Annotated in this window: 24 protein-coding genes; 11 read left to right on the forward strand and 13 right to left on the reverse strand. The window is 74.2% G+C overall.

Annotation, left to right across the window (positions count from 1 at the left end):
- Positions 1 to 104 precede the first annotated feature (104 nt).
- On the reverse strand, positions 105 to 1,394 hold the full coding sequence (locus GFH29_RS14850; protein WP_153324582.1) for a PucR family transcriptional regulator: 1,290 nt from the start codon (positions 1,392 to 1,394) through the stop codon (positions 105 to 107).
- A gap of 68 nt (positions 1,395 to 1,462) precedes the next feature.
- On the opposite strand from GFH29_RS14850, the gene GFH29_RS14855 reads away from it, so the two are divergent.
- The 3 genes from GFH29_RS14855 to GFH29_RS14865 are packed head-to-tail and all read left to right on the forward strand — an operon-like array spanning position 1,463 to position 5,075.
- Positions 1,463 to 2,179: a DUF2877 domain-containing protein gene (locus GFH29_RS14855; RefSeq protein WP_153337332.1), complete on the forward strand. Its 717-nt coding sequence runs from the start codon at positions 1,463 to 1,465 to the stop codon at positions 2,177 to 2,179.
- The gene (locus GFH29_RS14860; RefSeq protein WP_153324584.1) at positions 2,176 to 3,642 is read left to right on the forward strand and encodes an FdrA family protein; all 1,467 of its coding nucleotides are present in this window, start codon (positions 2,176 to 2,178) and stop codon (positions 3,640 to 3,642) included. The genes GFH29_RS14855 and GFH29_RS14860 overlap by 4 nt, the downstream gene beginning before the upstream one ends.
- Positions 3,639 to 5,075, forward strand: coding sequence for a DUF1116 domain-containing protein (locus GFH29_RS14865; protein WP_153324585.1), 1,437 nt, complete (start codon positions 3,639 to 3,641; stop codon positions 5,073 to 5,075). The genes GFH29_RS14860 and GFH29_RS14865 overlap by 4 nt, the downstream gene beginning before the upstream one ends.
- A 311-nt stretch (positions 5,076 to 5,386) precedes the next feature.
- On the opposite strand, the gene GFH29_RS14870 is transcribed toward GFH29_RS14865, so the two are convergent.
- The gene (locus GFH29_RS14870) at positions 5,387 to 6,679 is read right to left on the reverse strand and encodes an HNH endonuclease signature motif containing protein (RefSeq protein ID WP_153324586.1); all 1,293 of its coding nucleotides are present in this window, start codon (positions 6,677 to 6,679) and stop codon (positions 5,387 to 5,389) included.
- A gap of 467 nt (positions 6,680 to 7,146) precedes the next feature.
- Complete coding sequence (locus GFH29_RS14875) at positions 7,147 to 7,815, reverse strand: lysophospholipid acyltransferase family protein (protein WP_194289556.1); 669 nt, start codon at positions 7,813 to 7,815, stop codon at positions 7,147 to 7,149.
- Between the two features lie 168 nt (positions 7,816 to 7,983).
- On the opposite strand from GFH29_RS14875, the gene GFH29_RS14880 reads away from it, so the two are divergent.
- The gene (locus tag GFH29_RS14880; RefSeq protein WP_153324587.1) at positions 7,984 to 10,401 is read left to right on the forward strand and encodes an SCO7613 C-terminal domain-containing membrane protein; all 2,418 of its coding nucleotides are present in this window, start codon (positions 7,984 to 7,986) and stop codon (positions 10,399 to 10,401) included.
- Between the two features lie 71 nt (positions 10,402 to 10,472).
- Here GFH29_RS14880 and GFH29_RS14885 read toward each other — a convergent pair whose 3' ends face one another.
- From GFH29_RS14885 to moeZ, 3 genes are all read right to left on the reverse strand, one after another.
- On the reverse strand, positions 10,473 to 11,060 hold the full coding sequence (locus GFH29_RS14885; protein WP_153324588.1) for a DoxX family protein: 588 nt from the start codon (positions 11,058 to 11,060) through the stop codon (positions 10,473 to 10,475).
- A gap of 104 nt (positions 11,061 to 11,164) precedes the next feature.
- Positions 11,165 to 11,485: an MGMT family protein gene (locus GFH29_RS14890; RefSeq protein ID WP_153324589.1), complete on the reverse strand. Its 321-nt coding sequence runs from the start codon at positions 11,483 to 11,485 to the stop codon at positions 11,165 to 11,167.
- A 220-nt stretch (positions 11,486 to 11,705) separates the two neighbouring features.
- Positions 11,706 to 12,923, reverse strand: coding sequence for an adenylyltransferase/sulfurtransferase MoeZ (moeZ, locus tag GFH29_RS14895; protein WP_153324590.1), 1,218 nt, complete (start codon positions 12,921 to 12,923; stop codon positions 11,706 to 11,708).
- A 257-nt stretch (positions 12,924 to 13,180) separates the two neighbouring features.
- Here moeZ and GFH29_RS14900 point away from each other — a divergent pair, with 257 nt between their 5' ends.
- The 3 genes from GFH29_RS14900 to GFH29_RS14910 all read left to right on the forward strand — a co-directional run bounded on the left by GFH29_RS14900 (position 13,181) and on the right by GFH29_RS14910 (position 14,370).
- Positions 13,181 to 13,762, forward strand: coding sequence for a TetR/AcrR family transcriptional regulator (locus GFH29_RS14900; protein WP_153325818.1), 582 nt, complete (start codon positions 13,181 to 13,183; stop codon positions 13,760 to 13,762).
- A 64-nt stretch (positions 13,763 to 13,826) separates the two neighbouring features.
- Entirely contained in the window at positions 13,827 to 14,048 is a 222-nt protein-coding gene (locus GFH29_RS14905; RefSeq protein ID WP_153324591.1) for a DUF3107 domain-containing protein, read from the forward strand.
- Positions 14,049 to 14,064: 16 nt separating this feature from the next.
- The gene (locus GFH29_RS14910; protein WP_153324592.1) at positions 14,065 to 14,370 is read left to right on the forward strand and encodes a hypothetical protein; all 306 of its coding nucleotides are present in this window, start codon (positions 14,065 to 14,067) and stop codon (positions 14,368 to 14,370) included.
- A gap of 30 nt (positions 14,371 to 14,400) precedes the next feature.
- Here the strand turns inward: GFH29_RS14910 and GFH29_RS14915 are convergent, their stop codons facing one another.
- Complete coding sequence (locus GFH29_RS14915; protein WP_153324593.1) at positions 14,401 to 15,105, reverse strand: ferritin-like fold-containing protein; 705 nt, start codon at positions 15,103 to 15,105, stop codon at positions 14,401 to 14,403.
- A 296-nt stretch (positions 15,106 to 15,401) separates the two neighbouring features.
- Between GFH29_RS14915 and GFH29_RS14920 the strand changes: the two genes are divergently transcribed.
- Positions 15,402 to 16,844, forward strand: coding sequence for a DEAD/DEAH box helicase (locus GFH29_RS14920; protein WP_228387521.1), 1,443 nt, complete (start codon positions 15,402 to 15,404; stop codon positions 16,842 to 16,844).
- Positions 16,845 to 16,920: 76 nt separating this feature from the next.
- On the opposite strand, the gene GFH29_RS14925 is transcribed toward GFH29_RS14920, so the two are convergent.
- The gene (locus tag GFH29_RS14925; protein ID WP_153324595.1) at positions 16,921 to 17,613 is read right to left on the reverse strand and encodes a L,D-transpeptidase; all 693 of its coding nucleotides are present in this window, start codon (positions 17,611 to 17,613) and stop codon (positions 16,921 to 16,923) included.
- A complete protein-coding gene (locus GFH29_RS14930; RefSeq protein WP_153324596.1) occupies positions 17,613 to 18,470 on the reverse strand; it encodes a ParA family protein in 858 nt (285 codons plus the stop codon). Before GFH29_RS14930 ends, GFH29_RS14925 begins: the two co-directional genes overlap by 1 nt.
- Before the next feature lie 59 nt (positions 18,471 to 18,529).
- Here GFH29_RS14930 and GFH29_RS14935 point away from each other — a divergent pair, with 59 nt between their 5' ends.
- On the forward strand, positions 18,530 to 19,372 hold the full coding sequence (locus tag GFH29_RS14935; protein ID WP_153324597.1) for an SDR family NAD(P)-dependent oxidoreductase: 843 nt from the start codon (positions 18,530 to 18,532) through the stop codon (positions 19,370 to 19,372).
- Positions 19,373 to 19,378: 6 nt separating this feature from the next.
- On the opposite strand, the gene GFH29_RS14940 is transcribed toward GFH29_RS14935, so the two are convergent.
- The 3 genes from GFH29_RS14940 to GFH29_RS14950 all read right to left on the reverse strand — a co-directional run bounded on the left by GFH29_RS14940 (position 19,379) and on the right by GFH29_RS14950 (position 21,572).
- Positions 19,379 to 19,993, reverse strand: coding sequence for a MarC family protein (locus tag GFH29_RS14940; RefSeq protein ID WP_153324598.1), 615 nt, complete (start codon positions 19,991 to 19,993; stop codon positions 19,379 to 19,381).
- The gene (locus GFH29_RS14945) at positions 19,990 to 20,868 is read right to left on the reverse strand and encodes a PHP domain-containing protein (protein WP_153324599.1); all 879 of its coding nucleotides are present in this window, start codon (positions 20,866 to 20,868) and stop codon (positions 19,990 to 19,992) included. Before GFH29_RS14945 ends, GFH29_RS14940 begins: the two co-directional genes overlap by 4 nt.
- A 71-nt stretch (positions 20,869 to 20,939) precedes the next feature.
- Positions 20,940 to 21,572, reverse strand: coding sequence for a DUF6758 family protein (locus tag GFH29_RS14950; RefSeq protein WP_153324600.1), 633 nt, complete (start codon positions 21,570 to 21,572; stop codon positions 20,940 to 20,942).
- Between the two features lie 137 nt (positions 21,573 to 21,709).
- Here GFH29_RS14950 and cobT point away from each other — a divergent pair, with 137 nt between their 5' ends.
- Positions 21,710 to 22,738, forward strand: a complete 1,029-nt coding sequence (gene cobT / locus GFH29_RS14955; protein WP_153324601.1) for a nicotinate-nucleotide--dimethylbenzimidazole phosphoribosyltransferase — start codon at positions 21,710 to 21,712, stop codon at positions 22,736 to 22,738.
- Positions 22,739 to 22,764: 26 nt separating this feature from the next.
- Complete coding sequence (locus GFH29_RS14960) at positions 22,765 to 23,526, forward strand: adenosylcobinamide-GDP ribazoletransferase (protein ID WP_228387522.1); 762 nt, start codon at positions 22,765 to 22,767, stop codon at positions 23,524 to 23,526.
- Positions 23,527 to 23,554: 28 nt separating this feature from the next.
- Here the strand turns inward: GFH29_RS14960 and GFH29_RS14965 are convergent, their stop codons facing one another.
- Positions 23,555 to 24,088, reverse strand: a complete 534-nt coding sequence (locus tag GFH29_RS14965; RefSeq protein ID WP_153324602.1) for a MaoC family dehydratase — start codon at positions 24,086 to 24,088, stop codon at positions 23,555 to 23,557.
- Positions 24,089 to 24,194: the final 106 nt, after the last annotated feature.

Consider the following 24,194-nt stretch of genomic DNA (forward strand, 5'->3'; position numbering starts at 1 on the left):
CCAGGACACACCATCGACGGCGACACTCGCCTAACGGAATGCGGATTCGCTGGCAAAGATTGGCTGGCGCGCCTGCGCAGATTTCTCGGCGAGCCGAGGCGAGGTCAGGCAGTGATCTCCAGCACGCGCAGCGCCACCGCGACATCGAGGCGCAGGTGTGGGTCGGAGGAGAGTGGCCCGAGCAGGCGCTCCAGCTTGGAGACCCGGTAGCGCATCGTGTTGTAGTGGAAGAACTGCGTGCGCGCGGCCTCGGCCACGTTGAAGTTGGTGTCGATGAGCACCTGGAGGGTCTCGCGCAGGTCGGCCGCCTCGGGCGTCGCCTCGGCGAGCGGGCCCAGCACGTCGCGGGTGAACGCGTGCAGCTCGGCGGGGTCGGGCACGAGCGCGATCAGCCGGTGCAGCCCGAGCTGGTCGAAGAAGGTCGTCGAGGCACCGCCGTGCACCCGGTGGCCGATCTCCACGGCGCGCCGCGCCTGCGCGTAGGCCTCCGGCAGAGCGTCCACGCTCGCGGCCACCCGGCTCACCCCGACCGAGAACGGCCGGCGCCCGCCGCCGCGGTCCCCGGTGACCGCGGTGATGGTGCGTCGTACGACGTCCTCACCGGGGTAGCCCTCCGCCGTCGGGTTCGGGCCGAGCTCGACCGGCAGCAGCGCGACCACCTCGGAGGTGAAGTCCACGCACGGGATGCCGGGATCCAGGCTGCGGGTCACCTGGCTCCAAGCGGCGGCGAAGCGCTCCTGCCAGGAGCGCTGGCTCGCGCGCGACACCGGCGGCTCGTCCGGGCCGAGCGGGTCGATCTCCGCGACAACCACGACCACGGGTCGGCGCAGCTCCCACCCGAAGGTCTCGGCGTGCTCGGCCACGTAGTCCTCATCGCCCGCGCGGCGGAGGAACAGGTCGCGCAGGAAGTCGCCCTGGTACTTGTTCTCCACGGCGGTCACCGCCTGCTCGCGGGTGATCAGCAGCGCCGCCACCGCGGCCGCCCGCTCCAGGGCGTGGATGTCGTCGGAGTCGATCGGGGCGTCCGGGCGCAGGCAGACCAGCCGGGCCAGGTCGACCCCGCTCGCCGCGACGCGCAGCGAGCGCACCTCGCCGGCGCCCGCCGGGGAGCCGGAGGTGCCTATCCGCTCCACCCGCAGCCGGCCGGTGTCGTCGACGAGGTCCTCGGCGACGAGCAGCGCCCGCTGGTCGTCGGGCATCGCGCCGGCCCGCTCGCGGCCGTCGCTGGAGGTCACCAGCACGCCGACCCCCAGCACCCGGGCCACCTCCGCGGCGATGCCACGCAGGTCGCCGCCCTCGAGCACGATCTGGGTCAGCGCGGCGTGGAGCGCGTCGACGCGGGCGAGCGCCGCGATGGCACTGTCCTCACGGTGATGGTCTATCAAGATGTGCACTCCCCTAGCCCGATCCTTGGCAGATCCTCACATTCTGCCCCACCGGCCCCGCCACTAGCGTCGAGGACGTGCCTCTCTCCCCCTCGTCCGCCACGGCCTGCGCCGTGATCGCGGCGAGCGCGCCGGCACGCGTCCGCGACACCCTCGCGGCCCAGCCCGACGGCGCGGTCGCGGTCGTGCACCGCGGCTCGCAGGCCGTGTACGTCGAGGTGCAGGGGCACTGCCTCGGCGTCGTCGCCGCGACCGCGACCGCGGTTCCGTGCGCGCTCCAGGTGGCCGGGGACGTCGTCCCCCGCGCCGCGCGCGCCGAGATCCGCGGCGGGGTGCTGCACCTCGACGACGTCGCGCTGCGCATCGGCCGGATCCGCGACGTCCGGGTCCCCCGCCTCCCCGGCGTACCAGCTGACGGGCCCGCGCCGCTGTCACACGCGGAGGTCGCGGCGCTGGTCGGCGTGGGCGACGGCCTCACGCCGTACGGCGACGACGTGCTGTGCGGCTGGCTCGGCGCCCACCGGGCGGCCGGCATCGCCACCCCCGACGTCGACCACGCGGTCCGCGCGCTCGCGCACCGCACCACCCTGCTCTCCGCGACCCTCCTCGACTGCGCCGTGCGCGGCGAGGTGCTCGCGGAGTTCGCGGCCTGGCTGCGCTCCCTGGGCACCGCCCGGGAGCCCGCGGCCGCCGCCACCCTTGCTTCCATCGGCCACACCTCCGGCCTCGGTCTGCTGCGCGGCGCCCGGCGCGCGCTGACCGCCCTCGGCATCCGGGCGGAGGTCGCTGCATGAGCACAGCCGTCAGTTCCCCGACCGGTCCCGGCACCGGCACGTCCCACGTCGAGCTGCGCTCGGGTGCGTACGCCGACTCCGTCGCCCTGCTCCAGGTCAGCCGCGCCGTCCAGGGGGTCGCCGGGGTCCGCGCGGCCCAGGTCGCGATGGCCACGCCGCTCAACATCGAGGTGCTGACCTCGATGGGGTTCGCGGTGCCGGACGCCGCCGGGCCCAACGACATGGTGGTCGCCGTCCACCTCGAGGACGAGGACGCGCTCGCCGGCGCCCTCGCCGCGGTCGACGAGGCGCTGCGCGCGGCGAGCAAGCGATCGACCGGCAGCGCCGAGGTCGCCCCGCACCGCACCACCGCCACCGCCCTGCGCGACGCCGAGGAGGGCGCGGTCGCCCTGATCTCGGTGCCCGGCCAGCACGCGCTGGTCGAGGCCATGGACGCCCTCGACGCCGGGCGCGACGTGATGATCTTCAGCGACAACGTCCCGGTCGAGCAGGAGGTCGCGCTCAAGCGCATCGCCGCCGAGCGGGGCCTGCTCGTGATGGGCCCGGACTGCGGCACCGCCGTCGTCGGTGGTGTCGGTCTGGGCTTCGCCAACGTCGTGCAGCCCGGCCCGGTGGGCCTCGTCGCCGCCTCGGGCACCGGGTGCCAGCAGCTGCTCTCGCTGCTCGACCACGCGGGCGTCGGGGTCACCTCGGCGCTCGGGGTCGGCGGTCGCGACCTGTCCGCCGAGGTCGGCGGCCTGGCCACCCGCGAGGGACTGCGCCGCCTCGACGCCGACCCCGACGTGGAGCTCGTCGTCGTGGTCTCCAAGCCCCCGGCCGCCTCCGTGGCCGCCGACCTGGAGCAGTACGCCGCGGCGCTCGACACCCCCGTGGAGCTCGCGCTGCTCGGCGCCGGACAGCCCGACCTCACCGCCGCCGCGGAGCGGGTGCTCACCCGGCTCGGCGTACCGGTCCCGTCCTGGCCGGTGTGGGGCAGCGCCCCCGCCGCCACCGGCCCGCTGCTGCGCGGGCTGTTCGCCGGCGGCACGCTGGCCGGCGAGGCCCGCCTGATCGCCGCCGAGGCCCTCGGGGAGGTCACCAGCGCGCCTGCCGCCCTGGCCGGCGACAGCCACGCCGTCGTCGACTTCGGCGACGACGAGCTCACCACCGGGCGCGCGCACCCGATGATCGACCCGACCCTGCGTCTGGAGCACCTCGCCCGGGTCGGCGCCGACCCGCGCACCGGCGTCGTCCTGCTCGACGTCGTGCTCGGCCACGGCGCCGAGGACGACCCGGCCGGCTCGCTCGCCCCCGCCCTCGCCGCCGTCGCCGCCCCGGTGCTGGTGACGGTGGTCGGCACCGGTGCCGACCCCCAGGACCTCGAACGCCAGGTCCGGCTGCTGGCCGAGGCCGGCGCCGAGGTCCACCTGTCCAACGCCGGCGCGACCCGCCGCGCCCTCGAGCTGCTGGAGGCCCGCGCATGAGCACCCCCACCGCCCCCGTGTCCTCCGTCGTCAACGTCGGCGCCGACCTGCTCGCCGACGCCGTCGCCAGCCAGGCGATCGACGTCGCCCGGGTCGACTGGCGCCCGCCGCTGTCCGGCACCGAGGCCGACCTGGCCACCGTCGCCGCCGACCCGCTGCGCCGTGACGCCAACGCTCGCGCGGTCGCGGCGTACCACGGCGTGACGGCTCGCCTCGTCGACGTCGTCCCCGCCTCCGAGGCGCTGGGCCTGGAGCCGGGGCAGTTCCTGCACGCCGGCCCGCCGATCACCTGGGACCGCGCGTCCGGACCGCTGCGCGGCGCGCTGCTCGGCGGCGCCGCCTTCGAGGGCCTGGTCGAGGACCCCGAGGACGCCGCGGCGCTCTTCGAGGCCGGCTCGTCGGTCTCGCTCGAGCCGTGCCACCACCGCGGCACCGTCGGCCCGATGGCCGGCGTGGTCACCCCGAGCATGTGGATGTTCGTCCTCGAGGACGTCGAGACCGGGCGGCGTACCCACTGCTCGCTCAACGAGGGCCTGGGCAAGGTGCTGCGCTACGGCGCCTACTCCCCCGACGTGCTCGAGCGGCTGCGCTGGATGCGTGACGTGCTGGGCCCGCTGCTGCAGGGCTCGGTGCGCGCGGTGCGCGACTCCGCCGGTCCCGTGGACGTGACCGGCATCCTCACCCAGATGCTGCAGATGGGCGACGAGGCGCACAACCGCAACCGGGCCGGCACCCTGATGCTGCTGCGCGACCTCGCCCCCGTGATGGTGCTGGAGAGCGAGCGGGGCGGCCTCAGCCCCGCCGACGTCGCCGAGGGCCTGCGCTTCATCGGCGGCAACGACCACTTCTTCCTCAACCTCGCGATGCCCGCCTGCAAGCTCGCGCTCGACGCGGCCCGCGGCATCGAGGGCTCGACGATGGTCGTGGCGATGGCGCGCAACGGCACCGACTTCGGCATCCAGACCGCCGGCACCGGCGATGAGTGGTTCACCGGTCCCGCCCAGCTCGCCGACGGGCTCTTCCTCGGCGACTACGGCCCGGACGACGCCAACCCCGACATCGGCGACTCCGCGATCACCGAGACCGCGGGCATCGGCGGCTTCGCGATGGCCACGGCCCCCGCGATCGTCCGCCTCGTCGGCGGCACCGTGCCCGACGCCCTCGCCACCACCCGGCGCATGCACGAGATCGCCCTCGCGGAGAACCCGCGCTGGTCGGTGCCCGTCCTGGACTTCCAGGGCACCCCGACCGGCATCGACGTGACCCGCGTCTGCCGCACCGGCATCCTGCCGCAGATCAACACCGGCATGGCCGGCAAAGTCGCGGGCGTGGGCCAGGTCGGCGCCGGCCTGGTCACCCCGCCCGAGGAGATCTTCCCGAAGGCGCTCGCCCGTCTCGCGGAGCGCACCCGCGAGCGCGCCGCCGGCGCATGAGCGTGCGGCAGCTCGCCTCGGCGCCGTAGGCCAAGCTCGTCGACCCCGCCGCCCCGCTGCTGTCCCTGCGCGTGGTGCGTCACCGGGTGCGCGGCGACGCGTTCCCGACTCGCACCGGACAGCGGTGCTGCGCAGTCATCTGCCGACTGCGCAGCACCGCTGTCCCGTTCCCCCCATCGCCCCTACGCGCGATCGGCTGGACGCCCTCCGCGCCGTACGGCAGCGGTCGTCCAAGCGCGTCACGTGGCCGCGCCTGGGTCGAGCAAGCCCGCTGTTGGTCGAGCGCCGTGTCGACAGGCGCGACCGACGCCTCAGTCGTCCGGCGGGTGCGCGGTGACGAGCCGGGTCTCGCCGCGGTCCTTGACCAGGTGCAGCCCGTGGGGTGACCGCCAGAGGTACGTCGCGGCGTCGGTCTTGTCGTAGGTCCAACTCATGTGGGTCTTCGCCCGGTGATGTCGGCGACACAGCGGGGCGAGGTTGCAGCTGCAGGTCGGCCCGTCCGCACCGTGGGCGACGACGTGGTCGGTGTCGCAGCGCCGAGCGGGGCGTTCACACCACGGGAACGCGCACACCGGCTGGGCCAGACCGGTCTGCTCGACGAGCCGGTCCGGGACCGCGTAGGCGTCGGTGTGGTGATGGGCCTCGAGGTCGATCACCGGCTTGATGACGACCTGGGCATCACCGCTGCACCAGTCGCGGACCTGCTCGGTCGACACGATCGACCGGGTCTCCTCGACCGTCGCGATGCCGGCCTCGTCACGGGAGATCGCGGCGTGCGACAGGTGCACGTGGATGACGACCTGCCGGGGCTTCACCACCGACGCGGCGCCCACACCCGCCTCGGCCATCAGGTCCAGGGCGAGCTGACGCCGGGCCAGCTCACCGGCCGCCATCGACCGTCGGACGTCCAACGACTCCGTCGCGCCCAGAGCAGCCAGCTCCTCCGCGCCCTGGCGGATCGCGGTGTCCAGATCGAGCGCATCGGCGAGGTCGAGCTCGCCCTCCACCCGCACGGTGCCGTCATGGGTCGCCTCGCCGGTGTGCACGTCGAAGCGGCGTCCGTCGGCGGCCTCGCGGCGCTGCTTCTCGGCACCCTCGGGGTCGAAGGTGACGCGGGCCTGGTCGACGAGCCGCTCGATGGTGGCCCAGCCGACCTTTCCGACGGTCCCGGCGAGCTGGCGGTCCACGAACTCGGCACCGTCCGGCGGAAGACTCAACGTCAGCTGCGCGATCCGGCGACCCTTCCAGACCGGGACCTCGCCGGCACGCATCTGCTTCCACGTCCGGGGCAGCCGGTGCGCCAGCTCGAGCGCGGACCCGATCAACGCACGGGCAGCATCGGTCGACATCCCCAGCGCCGCCATCGGCGCGAACTCCGCCACCAGCGGCGTCCCCTCACCACCCAGGGGCACCGCCACCTCGCCGAAGATCCACCCGACGGTCGGCGTCTGCGTCGAGACCGACTCGGCCGGGTGCATCGCCGCCCACGCCAGAGCGGCCTCCAAGACCAGGAACTCGGCCCGCTGCACCGCAGCCCGCTGCGACTGTGCGAACGCCAGCACGGCGGCTGGGGTGTCGCAGTCGGGGAGCTCGGAATCGGCCATGCCTCATTCTACTCGAACGCACGTTCGAGGACAAGGCTTTCTCCACCGAGATCTCAGGCATCTCGGACCGCCTGCTCGACGAGTTCGACCGACGGGGTTGCGGGGTTGTGAGGTCTAGACACGCTCGACCGGGTGGCGGGCCACCACCGCTGGTCGAGCAGCGAGCGCCAGCACGCGACCGTCGAGGCCTCTCTCGCCTCGACGCTTCTGGCGGGTCATCGCGACGGCGCAAGGGCACGGTTGAGTTGGCGGGCGCCGTAGCTGCCGGTGTCCTCGATCGCCTACGCCCGCAGGGGTGCGCGGGTTCGGCGAGCTCGACCAGCTCGGTGTAGCCGGCGGTGTGAGCGGCGATGGTGAGATCCTCCTGCACCCCGCCGGTGCGGCATCGATCACTGCCGCGGTCTGGGCGTGGCCAGTCTCGACGAGCTCGACCACCGGCCCCGCGACCCACGGCGACCTCGTACGGCTCAGACCTCGGGCGTCCGCTCGTTGTAGACCCCGGCGTACTCCTGCCCGCTGAGCTTCTGCACGGCGGACATCACCTCGTCGGTGACCTGACGCCGGGCCTTGCCCAGGGGCATGCCGTCGAAGCGGCCGGCCACCTCGATCGGGGGGCCGAACTCCACGGTGATCGGCACGATCCGCGGCAGCCGCGCCCCGACCGGCTGGACCCGCTCGGTGCCGACCAGGCCGACCGGGACGATCGGGCAGCCGGCGGTGAGCGCGAGGTGGGCGACGCCGGTGCGCCCCCGGTAGAGGCGACCGTCGCGCGAGCGGGTGCCCTCGGGGTAGATCCCGAACGCCTCGCCGCGCCCGAGCACCTCCAGCGCGGTGTCCAGGCTGGCGATGGCGGCGCGGGAGTCGTCGCGGTCCACCGGGAGCATGCCGAGCCCCTCGAACCAGGCCCTGCTGATCGCGCCGGAGATGCCGGTGCCGGTGAAGTAGTCGGACTTGGCCAGGAACACCACGGTGCGCGGCACGACCACCGGGATCACCACGGAGTCCACGAAGCTCAGGTGGTTGCTGGCCAGGATCACCGGGCCGCTGCGCGGGACGTTCTCCAGGCCCCGGACCGTCGGGCGCCAGACCGCGCGGGCGAGGGGCGGGACGATCGAGTGGAGGGCGCGGTACAGCACGTCGCTCAGTCTCCTGGTTACTCACTGGTCCGCCGATCTGGTCCGTCCCTCGGGCGCGCCGACCGCAGAGACCCCGACCACGGCCCGGCCGCCTGAGTACGCGTACCCAGGGCGGGCTGAGCACTCGAACGCTCCCCGCGGCCGCTCCTCCTCTGGTGGCATGACCCCATGCCTCGCTTCTACGACCCCACGACGTGCCCGGACTGCGCCGCGCCCCTCGGCCCGGTGCCGCTGCGGTGCGGTGCGTGCGCGCTGCCGCTCACCGGTCCGGTCGCAGCACAGCTCCAGGCCACGCTGCGCCAGGCCGACTCGCTGCTGGTCACGCTGCGCCGCAGCCCCGCACCGGCCCCCACCCCGGTGGCGGCGGGCTCGCGCCTCGAGGGCGCGACGGCGTACCCGGCACCTGCCCGTGAACCTCGTACGCCGCGCCGCACCGGCGTCCGCGCCGCCTCCGTGCCGGCGGTGCTGCTCTCCCTCGGCGCGTTGTGCCTGCTGGTGGCCGCGGTGATCTTCCTGGCCGTCGCCTGGTCGTGGCTCGGCGTCGGCGGGCGCACCGGCGTGCTGCTCGCACTGACCGCGGGAAGCGCGGGGGCCGGCGCCTGGACGGCGCACCGCGGCCTGCGGGTGGCCGGTGAGTCCCTGAGCGTGGTGGCCCTCGGCCTGCTCGCGCTCGACGTGCTCGGCGCGGCGGCTGCCGGCTGGCTGCCCGGCGCCCCCGGCGCCTCCGGCGCACAGACGCTCGCCACCGCGGGCGCCGCGCTCGCCGCGGGTGGGCTGGTGCTGCTGCTCCCGCCCGCGCGGCTCGTCGCCCCGCAGCTGGCGGTACCGGTCGGGATCCTGGTGTGCGCCCTCGGGACCGCGGCGGCGACCGGCTCGGTGCGCGCGGTCGCGCTCGGCGCGGTGCTCCTGCTCCTCGCCGTGGCAGCCGGCGCCCGACGCGTCGGCGCGGCACCGCTCACGATCGCCGCCGCGCTGGCCGCGGTCCCCGCCTGGCTCGCGCTCCTGGGCGCCGGCGCGGCCAGGGGCCTGGACGACCCGACCCTCGGCGCGCTCTGGACGAGCACCACGGGACCCGTCCTCCTCCTCACCGCCGCCCTCCCGCTGCTGGGGATCGCGGCCGTGCCGGGCCACCGCTCGCTCGCGCAGCTGTGCGCGGCGACCAGTGCCCTGACGCTGACCGCGGTGCTCGCGCTGCCGGTGGTCGACGAGCCCGCCTCCACCGCCGGCACCGCAGCACTCGGCGCCCTGCTCGTCTGGAGCGGCGTGCTCACCCGGGTCCCCCGCCGCTGGGCGCCGGCGCCCCTGGCCGCAGCGGTCGCCTCGGCCCTGCCGGTCGCCTCGGTGGCGCTGACCCTCCTGTCCGCGGCCGCCGCCCGGTCCCTGGCCGAGGTGAACCTCTTCGGCTCGCCCGCCTCCGCCCCGATGCCGCCGGTGTCCCTCCCCCTGGCGCCCGCGCTGCTGGTTCCGGCCGTCGCGGGCCTCGGTCTCGCCGCGCTCGCGGCTGCGCCGGCGCTGCGCGATCGCCGTGCCCTCGGGCCCGGCCCCCTGGCCCTCGCCCTCGCGGGTGCCGGCACCGTGGCGCTCGAGAGCACCGCCCGGTGGCCGGTCGTCGTTGCCCTCCTCGTGCCCGGCCTGATCGCCGGAGCGCTCGGCGTACGCCGGGCACGTACGACGTGGCAGGTCGCGGGCGTCACCGTGCTGGCCGCCGCGGCCCTCGTGGGCCTGCCGAGCGCCGCCCTGGCTGCCGGCGCGCTGCTGGTCCTGGTGGCGCTCACCGGGACCATCACCGCCCAGGACCGGGCCCCCGGCGCGGCGGTCCTGCCGTGGGCGGCCGGTCTGCTGGTGCTGGCGCTCGGCGACCTCACGGGCAGCCCGCTGCACGTGGTGAGCCTGGTGGTGCTGCTGGTCCTCGGGCTGCTCGCCCTGGCCCGGCCCCGCCTCGACCTGCTGGTGGCGGCCGCGGCGCTCGCGCTCCCTGTCGCATCCGCCGGTGTGCTCGCCGCACCCGACGCGGCGTGGTCCCTCGCGGTGCACCTGAGCGTGGCAGGCGCCCTGGTCACCGGTGTCGGCCTGATCCACGCCCGGCGCGAGCTGAGCGCGGTGGGCGGGGTGCTGCTCGCCGCGGCGACCTGGGTGCGGCTGGCCGACGCCGGGGTCGGCACGCCGGAGGCCTACACGCTGCCCAGCGCGGTGGTGCTGGTGCTCCTCGGCCTGCGGGCACTGCACCGCGACCCGAGCCTGCCGACCGCCCGCGTGCTCCTGCCCGGGCTGGTGCTGGGCACCGTCCCGACGCTGCTGATCGTCCTGGTCGGCGACCCGGCCTCGGTGCGCGCGGCCCTGCTCGGGCTCGCCTGCCTGGGGCTCGTCCTGGGCGGGGTGCGGAAGCGCTGGCACGCGCCGTTCGCCGTCGGGTCGGGCGTCGGGCTGCTGCTGGTGCTGCGCGAGCTGGCGCCGTACGCCGCCGCGCCGCCGCAGTGGGTCCTGATCGCCGCGGCCGGCACGGTGCTGAGCGTCGTCGGCATCACCTGGGAGCAACGCGTCGCCGACCTGCGCCGGGTGGCGGAGTACGCCGGCCGGTTCCGCTGAGCGCCCACGCAGACGAAAGCCCCCGGGACGAGGGTCCCGGGGGCTGCGGCTGCGGATCGGAGCGGACGGCGTCAGATCAGCCAGCGCTGGCGCTGCACCAGCGGCTGGCGGGCCCAGAGTCCGCCAAGACCGAGGGTGCGTCCGCTGTCGAGGAGGGCGAGCATCACCAGCAGGCCGGCGTAGACGAGGTGGTCGTCCATGAAGGGGTTGTTCGCCGGCCACAGCGCGGCCGCCCACATGAGGACCATCATCAGCGCACCGGAGACGGCGGCGATGCGGACACCGATGCCGAGCATGAGGGCCAGTCCGATGCCGGCGAGGCCGACCATGAACACGACGTCGACGATCGTGTGTCCGGCGAGGCTCCGGAACGTCTCGGCGAAGGGGCCGGAGGTGCCGAAGGAGAGGAAGCCCTCCGTCGGGCTGCCGCCGTTGATCCACGAGGCGTCGCGCTCGGTGGCGAAGCCGAGGCCGAACAGCTTGTCCACGAAGGCCCACAGGAAGACCCAGCCGAGGCTGATGCGGAGCACGGCGCCGATGTAGCGGGCGGCACGGGCGTTGGGCGTCTCCGGGGCGACCGGATCGGGGTGGACGACGTCCGGGGCCGGCAGCGAGGTGGTGCCGTGCTGCTGACCTCGGTGCGGGGTGTGGATGTTCATGGCTGCTCCTCCTGCTCTGCTCGGGCTTGTCGTTCTCTGATGACTCCACGATGCGTCTCGCAGGGTCTGCGCAGGCAGAGGCGGAGGTGCGCAGTCGGCGGGACCTACTGCCCGCGGGGCGCGGGGTCTAGGTCCGGCCAACGGGCTATGCGCAGGTCGACGGCGCCGGAGGGGCGGTACGGCGTGCCCTCGGCCAGGTGGTGCTCCCGCGCCCGGTCCACCAGCGCCGGGGGCACGGTGCCGTCCGCGCGCACCACGCGCCACCACGGCACCGCCGCGCCGTGCTCGGCCATCACCGCGCCGACCCGGCGGGGGCCGAACCTGCCGAGCGCCTCCGCGATCGCGCCGTACGTCGTGACCCGGCCGGGCGGGACCTGCTCGACGAGCGACAGCACGGCCTCGACGTAGTCCTCGGGGTGGCGCACTCCTCGACCGTAGGCCACCCCCACCGGGTGGTGGCGCTCCGGGCCGACTCGGCCCGGAGCGCCCTCCCCGCCCCCCAGCGGGTTCAGAGGATCGCTCGCGACGTCTGCGGTTCCAACGCGCGAGGCGGGCCCGGGTTACGGCGCGCCCCGGACGCGACACTGCCCCGCCCGGCGGACCGGGCGGGGCAGTGTGAGCAGCAGGTGGGACCTGCCCAGGGGATCAGTACGCCGGCTGGCTGGGGTCGATCTGGTTGACCCAGGCGACCACGCCGCCACCGACGTGGACGGCGTCGGTGAAGCCGGCACCCTTCACGATCGCCAGCGTCTCGGCCGAGCGCACGCCGCTCTTGCAGTGCATGACGATCTGCTTGTCCGAGGGCAGCTTCTCCAGCGCGGAGCCGTTGAGGAACTCACCCTTGGGGATCAGCACCGAGCCCGGGATCTTGTTGATCTCGTACTCGTTGGGCTCGCGGACGTCGACGAGCACGAAGTCACGCGTGCCCTCCTCGCGCTCCTTGAGCATCTGCTCGAGCTGGACCACCGAGATCGTCGAGCCGGCCGCGGCGTCGGCGGCCTCGTCGGAGATCGCACCGCAGAAGGACTCATAGTCGATCAGGCCGGTGACGGTCGCGTTCTCGCCGCACAGCGCGCAGTTGGGGTCCTTGCGCACCCGCAGCTTGCGGTACTCCATCTCCAAGGCATCATAGATCATCAGCTTGCCGACGATCGGGTCGCCGATGCCGGTGAGCAGCTTGATCGCCTCGTTGACCTGGATCGAGCCGATCGAGGCGCACAGCACGCCCAGCACGCCGCCCTCGGCGCAGCTGGGGACCATGCCCGGCGGCGGCGGCTCGGGGTAGAGGCAGCGGTAGCACGGCGCGTCGACGGACTCGCCGTTCTCGTCGGTCGCGTGCGGCCAGAAGACCGACGCCTGGCCGTCGAAGCGGTAGATCGAGCCCCAGACGTAGGGGATCTTCAAGAAGTACGCCGCGTCGTTGACCATGTAGCGCGTGGCGAAGTTGTCGGTGCCGTCGACGATGAGGTCGTAGCCCTCGAAGATTCCCAGCACGTTGTCGTTGTCGAGGCGCTCGTTGTGCACCACCACGTTGACGTAGGGGTTGGCCTCCTGGATGGCGTCGCGGGCCGACTCCGCCTTGGGCCGGCCGATGTCGCTCTGGCCGTGGATGATCTGGCGCTGCAGGTTGGACTCGTCGACCTCGTCGAACTCGGCGATGCCGATCGTGCCGACCCCGGCCGCGGCCAGGTAGAGCAGCGCGGGGCTGCCGAGGCCGCCGGCGCCGATGACCAGCACCTTGGCGTTCTTCAGCCGCTTCTGCCCGGTCATGCCGACGTCGGGGATGATCAGGTGGCGGCTGTAGCGACGCACCTCGTCGATGGTCAGCTCGTCCGCCGGCTCCACCAGGGGAGTAAAGGACACGACATGCTCCTTGCACAGGTTCGTCTTGGTAGTCGTCGACGACGGCGACCGGGGCCGCGACCGTCCACGGCACAACGCCGCACGACAGCACCATGTTCCCTCCTCCCCCTCAGCGCCTCGGCACGGCGTCCCGTCATCCGGACCCTGGCTACGGGCCGGTAGGGTCTGGCGACGACACTCGGGATCGGACTCGTTGAGGAGCACACGTGGGCGCAGGGCAGTACGACGTCGACGGCGGGCGCCCCCGCGGCGCACGGATGCCGCGCCGCGAGCGACGCGCCCAGCTCCTCGGCGCAGCCCTCGAGGTCTTCGTGGCCCAGGGCTACCACGCGGCCGCGATGGACGACATCGCCGAGCGTGCCGGGGTCTCCAAGCCGGTGCTCTACCAGCACTTCCCCGGCAAGCTGGACCTCTACCTCGCGCTGCTCGACGCCTCGTGCGACACGATCATCGACAACTGCCGCCGCGCGCTGGAGGGCAGCCACGACAACAAGGTGCGGGTCGCGGCCGCGATCGACGCCTTCTACGACTACGTCGCCAGCGAGTCCGGCGCGTTCAAGCTGGTCTTCGAGTCCGACCTGACCAGCGAGCCCGCCGTCCGCGAGCACACCGAGCGGGTCACCACCGAGTGCGCCTCGATGATCGCCGAGGTGATCACCGAGGACACCGACCTGCCCCAGCCGGCCGCCCGGCTGCTCGCGGTCTCCCTGGTCGGAATGGCCCAGGTCTCCGCGCGGTTCTGGCTCGCGGAGGCCGGCGGCATCTCGCGTCCCGACGCTGCGGCGCTGGTGGCCGGCCTGGCCTGGCGCGGTATCCGCGGCTACCCCCGCACCGAGTGACCCGGGCTCCGGCCCACCCCCATCCCGAAGCACCACCCCATCACCCGCATCACAAGGAGGACCTGTGGAGGTCAAGATCGGCGTGCAGCACGCGCCCCGCGAGCTCGTCGTGGACACCGACGTCACCGGCGACCACGTCCAGGAGCTCCTGGCCCAGGCCGTGGCGGCGGACTCCGTCTTCACCCTGACCGACGTCAAGGGCCGCACCGTCATCGTCCCTGCCTCGAAGGTGGCCTACGTCGAGGTCGGCTCCAGCGTCGTCGGCCAGGTCGGCTTCCGCGGCTGACGTCAGCCGCGACCCGATGCTCGTCAGCGACATCCTCTGGGCGCTCGTCGGCGGCACCGTCGTCGGGCTCCTCGGCACACTGTTGACCTCGCGGGACCACGGCGAGCTCCGTGATCCCGTCGAGGTCGACGCCGTGCCGCTGTGGTTGTCGATCCTGTGCGGTGTAGGCGGCGTGGCCCTCGGCAACGCCGCCTACACCTACATCTGGGCGCCCAGCACCCCCGGCCTCGACTGGTGGCGCCACGGCTGGCAGATCGCCGGCGCGCTCGCGCTGGTCGGCGCCGCCGCCGTGCTCACCGACATGCGCCGCCGGCGGCGCTGAGGTCCACGACCGGGGCGTCGTCCCCGCAGGTCAGCTGGCGAGGCCGAGGGTGTCCATCCGCTCGGCGTGCCGCTCGGTGAGCCGGGCGAACATCCGCCCGATCGCCGCCAGGTCCAGGCCCGGGCGATCCGTGCCGCCGGCGAGCAGCGCGGAGAGCGAGTCCCGCTCGGCCGCCACCCGCTGGGCCTGGATCAGCGCCTCGCCCACCAGCCGGCGACCCCACAGCGCGAGCCGACCGCCGAGGCGCGGGTCGCGGGCGATCGCGGCGCGCACCCGGTCCACGACGAACGCCGAGTGGCCGGTCTCCTCCAGCGAGCTGACGATCAGGTCGCGGGTGTCGACGTCGAGGTAGGCCGCCACCTCGCGGTAGAAGTCGTCGGCGAGCCCGTCGCCGACGTAGGCCTTGATCAGGCTCTCGTACCAGTCCGACGGCGCGGTGTGCTCGTGGAAGGAGTCGATGGGCGCGCGGAACGGCGCCATCGCGGCGAACGGGTCCGCGCCGAGCTCCTCGAGGCGCCGCTGCAGCAGCCCGACCTTGCCGAACTCACCGGCCGCCATCGTGGCGATCGCGACCTTGTCCTCGAGGGTGGGCGCGAGCCGGGCGTCCTCGGCGAGACGCTCGAAGGCGCTGATCTCGCCGTACGCGACCGCACCCAGCAGGTCGACCACCGCCTCCCGGTACGCCGGGTCCTCCAGCGCGAGCGGGCCGTCCGGTCCGGGCGGGGATGCAGTCATGCTCCGACCCTACCGATAGACTGCCGGCGAAAGTCCCGTGGCGTCCCCTTCCCCACCGCTCCCGCAGTGCCGAAGGAACCGGGCGCCGCCTGCATGTGCGCGGCCGACGCCGTCGTCAGGGGTTACCCGCTCTTCTCGATGAGGTCCGCCGCACCGATTCCCCTTCGGTCTGACGGCTGAACCGCTTAGAAAGAGACGAGACACTGACCACCACCTTCCGCGAGCTCGGGGTTCTTCCCGGGATCTGCGACGCGCTCGAGCGCGCCGGCATCACCGCTCCCTTCGCCATCCAGGAGATGACCCTCTCGGTCGCCCTGGTCGGCACCGACCTGATCGGCCAGGCCCGCACCGGCACCGGCAAGACGCTGGCCTTCGGCATCCCCGTGATGCAGCGCAGCATCGCGCCCAGCGACCCGGCGTACGCCGACCTGCCGCAGGGCAAGCCGCAGGCGCTGATCGTCGCCCCGACCCGCGAGCTCGCGCTCCAGGTCTCCAGCGACCTGCACCTGGCCAGCAAGGACATCGGCCTGCGCGTGCTGACCGTGTACGGCGGCGTCGGCTACGACACCCAGCTCGAGGCGCTCGAGTCCGGCGTCGACATCGTCGTCGGCACCCCGGGCCGGCTGATCGACCTGGCCAACCGCAAGGCCCTCGACCTGTCCCACGTGCACGCCCTGGTGCTCGACGAGGCCGACGAGATGCTGGACCTGGGCTTCCTGCCCGACGTCGAGCGGCTGCTGTCGATGACCCCCGAGACCCGGCAGACGATGCTGTTCTCCGCGACGATGCCCTCGGCGATCGTCGCCCTGGCGCGCACCCACATGCGCCACCCGATGAACATCCGCGCGGAGTCCTCCTACGAGAACGCCACCGTCCCCACGACGGCGCAGTTCATCTACCAGGCCCACGACCTGGACAAGAGCGAGATGATCGGCCTGATCCTCCAGGCCGAGGACGTCGAGAAGATCGTGGTGTTCACCCGCACCAAGCGCCAGGCGCAGCGGGTGGCCGACGACCTCACCGAGCGCGGCTTCAAGGCCAGCCCGCTGCACGGCGACATGGCCCAGATCGCCCGCGAGAAGGCGATGACGAAGTTCCGCGAGGACAAGATCCAGGTGCTGGTGGCCACCGACGTCGCCGCGCGCGGCATCGACGTCCGCGGCGTCTCCCACGTCATCAACTACACCTGCCCCGAGGACGACAAGACCTACGTCCACCGCATCGGCCGCACCGGCCGCGCGGGCGCCTCGGGTATCGCGGTCACCTTCGTCGACTGGGCGGACCTGCACCGCTGGAAGATGATCAACAAGGCGCTGGACCTGCCCTTCGACTCTCCGCTGGAGACCTACTCCACCTCCGAGCACTTCCTGCACGACATGGGCGTGCCGCCGGGCGTCAAGGGCCGCATCGTGGCCCCGGCCCCGGTCGAGCGCAAGGACCGCGCGCCGCGCCAGGAGCGCAGCGAGCGCCCGGCCCGCGACCGCGACCGCAACCGTCGCCGCACCCGCAGCGGTGAGAGCGTCGCCGAGGGCGCCGAGGCCACCACGTCCGAGTCCGCGCCGGCCGCGTCCGCCGCCGGCGCCGAGGCGGCCGGTGAGTCCGCTCCCGGTGAGGGCGCGAGCCGCAACCGCCGCCGTCGCCGCCGCCGCTCCACCGGCGGCTCGGGCGGCGCCGAGGGCTCCTCGAGCACCGGCGCCGACAGCGGCACCGCGTCGCAGGACGCGCCCGCCGACGCCTGAGTCGACATCTCTCCGGTAGGCCCGGGTCTCGCTCGTCGAGGCCCGGGCCTTCGGCGTTCGAAGGTCGTCCGGGGCCTCAGCGGGTGACGACGACGGTGGTGCCGAGCGGAGCGAAGTCCCACAGCATCCGGGCGTCGGAGCGCCGCTGGCGGATGCACCCGTGCGAGGTCGGCGTACCGAGCTCGTCGACGCCCTGCAGCGGCACGCCGTCCTTGACCGGGATGTCGTGGAAGCCGATGGCGGCGCCCGAGGGCCCCTGGGTGAACCGCACGAACCACTTCATGGTGCCGGAGTCCTCGATGCCCACCGCGTCCGCGGAGCGTGAGTAGACCTCGTAGGTGCCCGGCTCGAGGTTGTCGTGGACGGTGCCGGAGACGAGGTAGGTGTGCGCGACGCGGTCGCCGTCCTCGACGAGCCACACCCGCTGCCGACTCTCGCTGTAGACCACCCGGCGCCCCTGGCCGGACCCCGGGGGCAGCGAGGTGTCGAAGGAGAGCCCGGCGGCATAGGCAGCGGCGTCGACCACGGCGTACGCCGCGCGCTCGGGAGCGCTCGTGTGCTCGTCCGCGGCCCGGCCGGCCGACGCCGGGTCTGCGTCCTCGGCCACCGGTGCCGACGCCTGCTCGGCGCGCTCGGGGGCGGAGCCGCCCGGGCCGTCGGGCAGCACACCGGTGCCGCCCAGCACCGCCACCAGGGTCACCAGGAGGGCCGCCGCGAGGGCGGAGATCCGGCCGTAGCGCGGACGCAGGGGCGCGCGGTGTCGGGCCATCAGGACGACTCCCGGGAGGAGCGGGACGACTGCTGCCCGGCCTTCCGGGCAGTCTTCGGGGCGGCCTTCGGGCGCTGGGAGCGCTGCACGAGGCTCTCGGCGACCGCTCGGTACGCCGCCGCGCCCTTGCTGGTGCGGCTGGTGCGCAGGATCGAGCGCCCGACCGCGGGCGCCTCGGCGAACTTGATGGTCTTGGGGATCGGCGGCTCGACGACCTCGAGGTCGTAGGTCGAGGAGATCGTCTCCAGCACCGTGCGCGCGTGCTGGGTGCGCCCGTCGTACAGCGTGGGCAGCACGCCCCACACCTCCAGGCCGCGGTTGGTGAAGCGGCGCACGTCGTGCACGGTGTCGAGCAGCTGCCCGACGCCGCGGTGCGAGAGCGTCTCGCACTGCAGCGGCACCAGCACGCCGTCGGCGGCGGTCAGCGCCGCCACCGTGAGCACGCCCAGCGAGGGCGGGCAGTCGAGCAGGACCCAGTCGTAGCCGCCCTCCTCGGTCTCGGCCAGCGCCTCGTCGAGGTCGCTGAGCACCCCGGCGAGCACCTGCTCGCGTCCGGTGCGGGTGAGCAGCTCGGCCTCGGCGCGGGCCAGCTCGATGGTGGCCGGCAGCAGGTCGACGCCGTCCTCGGTGCCGACGATGACCTCGAGCGGGTCCAGGCCCTGGGTGAGCACCTGGTGGACCGAGAGCTCCAGGTCCTCGGGGTCGATGCCGAGGGAGAAGGTCAGGCAGGCCTGCGGGTCGAGGTCGACGAGCAGCACCGAGTGGCCGAGCTCGACGAGCGCGGCACCGATCGAGGCGACCGAGGTGGTCTTGGCGACGCCGCCCTTCTGGTTGGCGAGCGCGAGTGTGGTGCTCACGCTCGCCATCATGCCGGAACGCCCCCGTGCGAGGAGGGAGGCTGGGGTAAGACTTGTGCATGTCTCACGACCAGGACGCTCCCGTCGCCGCTTCCACGTCCCCCGCCGCCCCCGCCGGCACCGCCGGCCCCGCCAGTCAGACCCGCCGCACCGCGCTCGTCACCGGCCCGACCGCCGGCATCGGACGCTCCTTCGCCGAGCAGCTGGCCCGCGGTGGTCACGACCTGGTCCTGGTCGCCCGCGACCGGGAGCGGCTCGAGGAGGTGGCCGCCACCCTGCGCGCGTCGTACGCCGTGGACGTGGAGGTGCTTCCCGCCGACCTCGCCGACCGCGCCCAGCTGCGCGTCGTGGAGGACCGGCTGCGCGACCCGGCGCGGCCGGTCGACCTGCTGGTCAACAACGCCGGGTTCGGGCTCAAGGGCCGCTTCCTCGACAACGACGTGGACGCCGAGACCGCGATGCTCGACGTCCTGGTCACCGCGGTGATGCGGCTGTCCCACGCCGCCCTCGGCCCGATGGCGGCGCGCGGCAGCGGCGGCATCATCAACGTCTCCAGCGTGGCGGCGTTCCTGCCCCGCGGCACCTACTCGGCCGCCAAGGCGTGGGTGAACAGCTTCAGCGAGTGGGCGGCGCAGGAGTACCGCGACCGCGGCGTCACCATCACCGCGCTGTGCCCGGGCTTCACCCGCACCGAGTTCCACTCCCGCATGGACGTGCGCCAGGACTCCGCGCCCGACTTCTTGTGGCTCGATGCCGACGAGCTGGTCGCCACCGCGCTCGCCGACCACGCGCGCGGTCGGGTCTACTCGGTGCCGAGCCTGCAGTACAAGGCGATCACCACCGCGGCCCGGGTGGTCCCGAACCGCCTGCTCCAGCGCCTGCAGTCGCTCGGCCGCCGCTGAGCGCGCTCAGCCCTCGCCGGCGATGAACGCGCGGACCGCGTCGGCGATCAGCTGCACCGCGATGGCGGAGAGCAGCAGACCGGCGATTCGGGTGACCAGCAGGACGCCGGACTCGCGGATCAGGCGCAGGATCGGCAGCGAGAAGCGCATCGCCGCCCACAGCATGAGGTGCACCGCGACGATGCCGATCGCCACCGCGCTGAAGGTGGCGGTGTCGTCGACGCGCTCGACGAAGAGCATCACCGCCACGATCGCGCCGGGGCCGGCCAGCAGCGGCGTCGCCAGCGGCACGATCGCGACGTTGCCGGTGGTCGAGGTCGGCTCCTTGTCGTTGCCGGTCAGCAGCTCGAGGGCGATCAGGAGCAGCAGCAGACCGCCCGCACACTGCAGCGCGGGCAGCGAGATGTGCAGGTAGGACAGGATCGACTGGCCGAACAGGGCGAAGGCGACGATCACGAAGAACGAGACGACGACCGCGGTGAGGGCCGCCCGGCGGGCGTACCCCTCCGCGCGGCCGCTGGTCAGCGACAAGAAGATCGGGATCGTGCCGACCGGGTCCATGATCACGAACAGGGTCACGAAGACCTCGACGACCAGGACCGTGTCGAGGACAGAGCTCACGGGCGTACCACTTCAGGGGTCGGGCGTCCGCTGCGCGCGGACGCGATGGCGGCCAGGTCCAGGAGCCTGGCGTACTCGTCGGGATGCGTGGTGTTGACGCCGAGCTCGTGGTCGACCTTGCCGGCGCCGTGGTGGTCGCTGGCGCCGGTGATGACCAGGTCGAGCTCGCGGGCCAGGCCGCGCAGCTCCGCGCGGGTGGCGGCGTCGTGGTCCTGGTGGTCGACCTCGATCCCGGCCAGGCCGTGGGCCCGGAGCTCGGCGAGGTCGTCGCGGTCGGGGAAGCGGTGCCGGCTGCGACCCCACGGGTGGGCGATGACGCTCACCCCGCCGGCGGCGCTGACGTGGCCGAGGACGTCGACCAGCTCCGCGGCGTACCGCACGACGTGGGCGGGGCGGCCCCAGCCCAGGAAGCGGTCGAACGCCTCGGTGCGATCAGCCACCACGCCCTTGGTCACCAGGGCGTCGGCGACGTGGGGACGGCCGGTGGCCGCGGTCCCGTGGCCGGCGCGGCGCACGTCGTCGGCGTCGATGTCGATGCCGAGGTCGCGCAGGCGGGAGAGCATCTCCGGCACCCGGCCGCGGCGGCCCTCGAGCACGGCGTCCAGCTCGGCGACCAGCGGCGGGTAGGTCGGGTCGGGCAGGTAGGCGAGCAGGTGCACGCTGTGGCCGCGGTGGCTGGTGCTGATCTCCATCCCGCGCACCAGCTCGATCCCGACCGACCGGGCGGCGTCCGCGGCCTCGTCCCAGCCGGCGGCGGTGTCGTGGTCGGTGATCGCGAGCACGTCGAGCCCGGCGGCGCGGGCTGCGAGCACCAGCTCGGTGGGGGTCTGGGTGCCATCGCTCGCCCGGGAATGGGTGTGGAGATCGATGCGCACGGCAGGACTCTAGGTGCGTCCCGGGGCACGGACCGATTCCGGAGGCGCTCCTCACGCTGTGATACGCGCGATCACCACAGCGGGTGGGGCCCGCCGTAGGGCAGGTCCACCAGCGGCGCCCCGATCCCGGACACGTCGCGCAGCACCAGGTCCCGGCCCAGCAGCAGGACCGCCGGCGCCGGTCGCACGACGATCCACAGCCAGCGACCGTCCGCCTCGCCGGCCACGACGCTGCGGTCCCACTCCCCCGGCTCGGCGCTGATCGAGACCGTCCACAGGCGCACGGTCTGGCTGCCGATCCGCACCGAGGCCGCCGCCGGGCCGCGGCCGATCTCCGTGCCGGGGTCGGCGTAGCGGGTGCCGGCCACCCGGGCACCGAGGCCGACCCCGGGCTCCTCGGCCACCACGAGGAGGTCGACCGGGCCGTCGGCGTCGCTCGCGCCCGAGCATCCGGTCATGGTCGCGCGCACCCGGCCGGCCTCGCCCGCTGCGGCCACGTCGGTGATCGCCCAGCCGGGGCTCAGCGGCCAGGGCAGGTACGTCGGGAACCCCCGGCTGTGCACCAGGTGCTGGGCGAACGCGTCGTACGACGCCTCCGGTGCGCGCCACAGCGGCGCGATCAGGCCGTGCTCGGGACAGCTCCAGCCACTCGCGCCGTCGCGTGCCACGGGCGTGGCGCAGCGCGGGCAGCCGGGCACGGACATGGGACTACCGTCGTGACCCGCGCCGCCCCGGTCAAGGGGCGCAGCAGTACGCGGTGCCCGGTCCGGCCAACAGCCGCCGCGCAGCGATAGCCTCGGGTGCCCTGTCGTCCGCGACACCGCCCGCCCGAGGAGCACCCGTGCCGACCGTTCATCCGCCCTCTGCCGACCACCGCGCGCTCGCCGAGCGCCGACTGGCCGACCTCGCCACGCCGGCCGGAGCGCTCGGTCGGCTGGGCGACCTCGCGATCTGGCTGGCCGCGGCCCAGGGGCAGGTGCCGCCGGCCCCGCTGAGCGAGGTCCGCGCGGTCGTCTTCGCCGGCGACCACGGCGTGGCCCAGCACGGGGTGTCCGCCTACCCCACGGCGATCACGGCCTCGATGGTCCGCACGATGGCCTCCGGACGCGCGGTCATCTCGGTGCTGGCCGCCCAGCACGGCGTCGCCCTGCGCGTGCTCGACCTCGGCGTCGCCACCGACCTCGACGACCTACCGGCCGCGGTGTCCTCGCGCAAGATCCGTGCGGGCAGCGGCGCGATCCATGTCGAGGACGCGCTGACCCACTCCGAGACGCGCGCCGCCCTCGGGGTCGGCGAGGCGGTGGCGGCGGAGGAGATCGCCGCCGGCGCCCAGCTGCTCGTCGGCGGGGACATGGGCATCGGCAACACGACGGTGGCCACCGCGCTGCTCGCCGCCTCCCTCGGGCTGGACGCCGCCGAGGTCACCGGCCGCGGCACCGGGGTGGACGATGCCGGCCTGGAGCGCAAGACCGCCGTGATCCAGCAGGCGCTGGACCGGGTCGGCCTGCGCGCCGAGGACCCCATCGAGACCCTCACCGCACTCGGCAGCGCCGACATCGCCGCCCAGGCCGGCTTCCTCGCCGCGGCGGCCCGCGCACGCGTCCCGGTGCTGCTCGACGGGGTCATCTCGGTCGCCGCGGCGGTGATGGCCGACCGGCTCGCACCGGGCGCGGCCGCCTGGTTCCTCGCCGGCCACCGCTCCACCGAGCCGGCCCAGTCCGTCGCCCTCGACAAGCTCGGCCTGGTGCCGGTGGTCGACCTCGACATGCGCCTCGGCGAGGGCAGCGGCGCGCTGCTCGCCCTCCCGGTGCTCCGCTCGGCGGCGCTGGTGCTGCGCGACGTCGCGCTGCTCAGCGAGGTCATGCCCTGAGCGGCGAGGGAGCCCGCACGACCGGCGTGGTGCTGGTCGACGCGGCACGCTTCGCCGTCGGCACCCTCACCGCGGTGCCGGTGGCGCCGCCGCGCGTCGTCGACCGGCGGGTGGCGCTCACCGGGTTGCTCCTGGCCCCGCTGGCAGTGGTGCCGCTGGGGCTGCTCGTGACGGCGGTCCTGTTCCTCGGCCGCGAGCTCGGCCTGGCGTCGCTGGCGCTCGGCGTCGCGGCCACCGCCGCGCTCGCGCTCGGCAGCCGCGCCTTCCACCTCGACGGGCTGGCCGACACCGCCGACGCGCTGACCAGCTCCTATGACCGCGACCGCGCGCTGGCGGTGATGAAGCGCGGGGACACCGGCCCGGCCGGCGCGGCGGCGCTGGCGCTGACCCTGGGGGTGCAGGCGGCCTCGTTCGCCTCGCTGGCGCTGTGGCAGTGGGGACCGGTCCTCGCCGGCGCGCTCGTGTGCGCCTCGCGGATCGCCCCCGCGCTGCTGTGCAGCCGCGGCCTCCCCGCGGCCCGCCCGGACGGCCTCACCGCGTCGTACGCCGGCACGCTGCACCCGGGCGTCCCGCTCGCGGCGTGGACGGCCCTGGCCGCCCTGCTCGCCGCGGTGACGGCGCTCACCGGGCTGGGATGGTGGCGCGGCGTCGTGTGCGCGCTGGTCGGGCTGGTGCTCGTCGCAGCGCTCGCCCGTCGAGCGATGCGCCGCCTGGGTGGCGTCACCGGCGACATCCACGGGGCGGCGATCGAGATCGCGCTCGCCGGCATGCTGCTGGCCGCGACCTGAGCCGCGGCCAGCAGGCGACCGGGACGGCTCAGCCGGCGGCCGGGCCCGGCCAGTTCTTGTCCGGCACCGGGGTCGGACGTCCCGGCTGCTCGCCACCTCGGGCGTCGAGGTAGCTCTGCTTGGGGACCATGACCTTGCGGCGGAAGATGCACACGACGGTGCCGTCGGCCTTGTAGCCGATCGTCTCGACGTAGACCACGCCGCGGTCGTCCTTCGACTTCGACTCGAACTTGTCGAGCACGGTCGTCTCGCCGTAGATCGTGTCGCCGTGGAAGGTGGGGGCGACGTGGCGCAGCGACTCGACCTCGAGGTTGGCGATCGCCTTGCCGGAGACGTCGGCGACGCTCATGCCGAGCAGGATCGAGTAGATGTAGTTGCCGACCACGACGTTCTTGCCGAACTGCGTGGTCTCGACGGCGTAGTTCTCGTCGATGTGCAGCGGGTGGTGGTTCATGGTGAGCAGGCTGAAGAGGTGGTCGTCGTACTCGGTGACCGTCTTGCCGGGCCAGTGCTTGTAGGTCGCACCGACCTCGAACTCCTCATAGCTGCGGCCGAACTGCACGGGGACTCCTTCAACGTCGCGGGCGTGGTCGGCCCATCCTGCCCGCTCGCGACCCGCGCGCGCAGCGCGTTGTGCCCCGGCTCACGCGCCCGGCCGGGACGACCGG

The organism is Nocardioides sp. dk884 (assembly GCF_009557055.1).
Classification (GTDB): Bacteria; Actinomycetota; Actinomycetes; order Propionibacteriales; family Nocardioidaceae; genus Nocardioides.

Coding starts and splice junctions, on each gene's coding strand:
- GFH29_RS14860 (WP_153324584.1), top strand. CDS start 2,176: ATGAGCACAGCCGTCAGTTCCCCGACCGGTCCCGGCACCGGCACGTCC.
- GFH29_RS14865 (WP_153324585.1), top strand. CDS start 3,639: ATGAGCACCCCCACCGCCCCCGTGTCCTCCGTCGTCAACGTCGGCGCC.
- GFH29_RS14870 (WP_153324586.1), bottom strand. CDS start 6,679: ATGGCCGATTCCGAGCTCCCCGACTGCGACACCCCAGCCGCCGTGCTG.
- GFH29_RS14880 (WP_153324587.1), top strand. CDS start 7,984: ATGCCTCGCTTCTACGACCCCACGACGTGCCCGGACTGCGCCGCGCCC.
- GFH29_RS14885 (WP_153324588.1), bottom strand. CDS start 11,060: ATGAACATCCACACCCCGCACCGAGGTCAGCAGCACGGCACCACCTCG.
- GFH29_RS14900 (WP_153325818.1), top strand. CDS start 13,181: ATGCCGCGCCGCGAGCGACGCGCCCAGCTCCTCGGCGCAGCCCTCGAG.
- GFH29_RS14910 (WP_153324592.1), top strand. CDS start 14,065: ATGCTCGTCAGCGACATCCTCTGGGCGCTCGTCGGCGGCACCGTCGTC.
- GFH29_RS14915 (WP_153324593.1), bottom strand. CDS start 15,105: ATGACTGCATCCCCGCCCGGACCGGACGGCCCGCTCGCGCTGGAGGAC.
- GFH29_RS14920 (WP_228387521.1), top strand. CDS start 15,402: ATGACCCTCTCGGTCGCCCTGGTCGGCACCGACCTGATCGGCCAGGCC.
- GFH29_RS14925 (WP_153324595.1), bottom strand. CDS start 17,613: ATGGCCCGACACCGCGCGCCCCTGCGTCCGCGCTACGGCCGGATCTCC.
- GFH29_RS14935 (WP_153324597.1), top strand. CDS start 18,530: ATGTCTCACGACCAGGACGCTCCCGTCGCCGCTTCCACGTCCCCCGCC.
- GFH29_RS14950 (WP_153324600.1), bottom strand. CDS start 21,572: ATGTCCGTGCCCGGCTGCCCGCGCTGCGCCACGCCCGTGGCACGCGAC.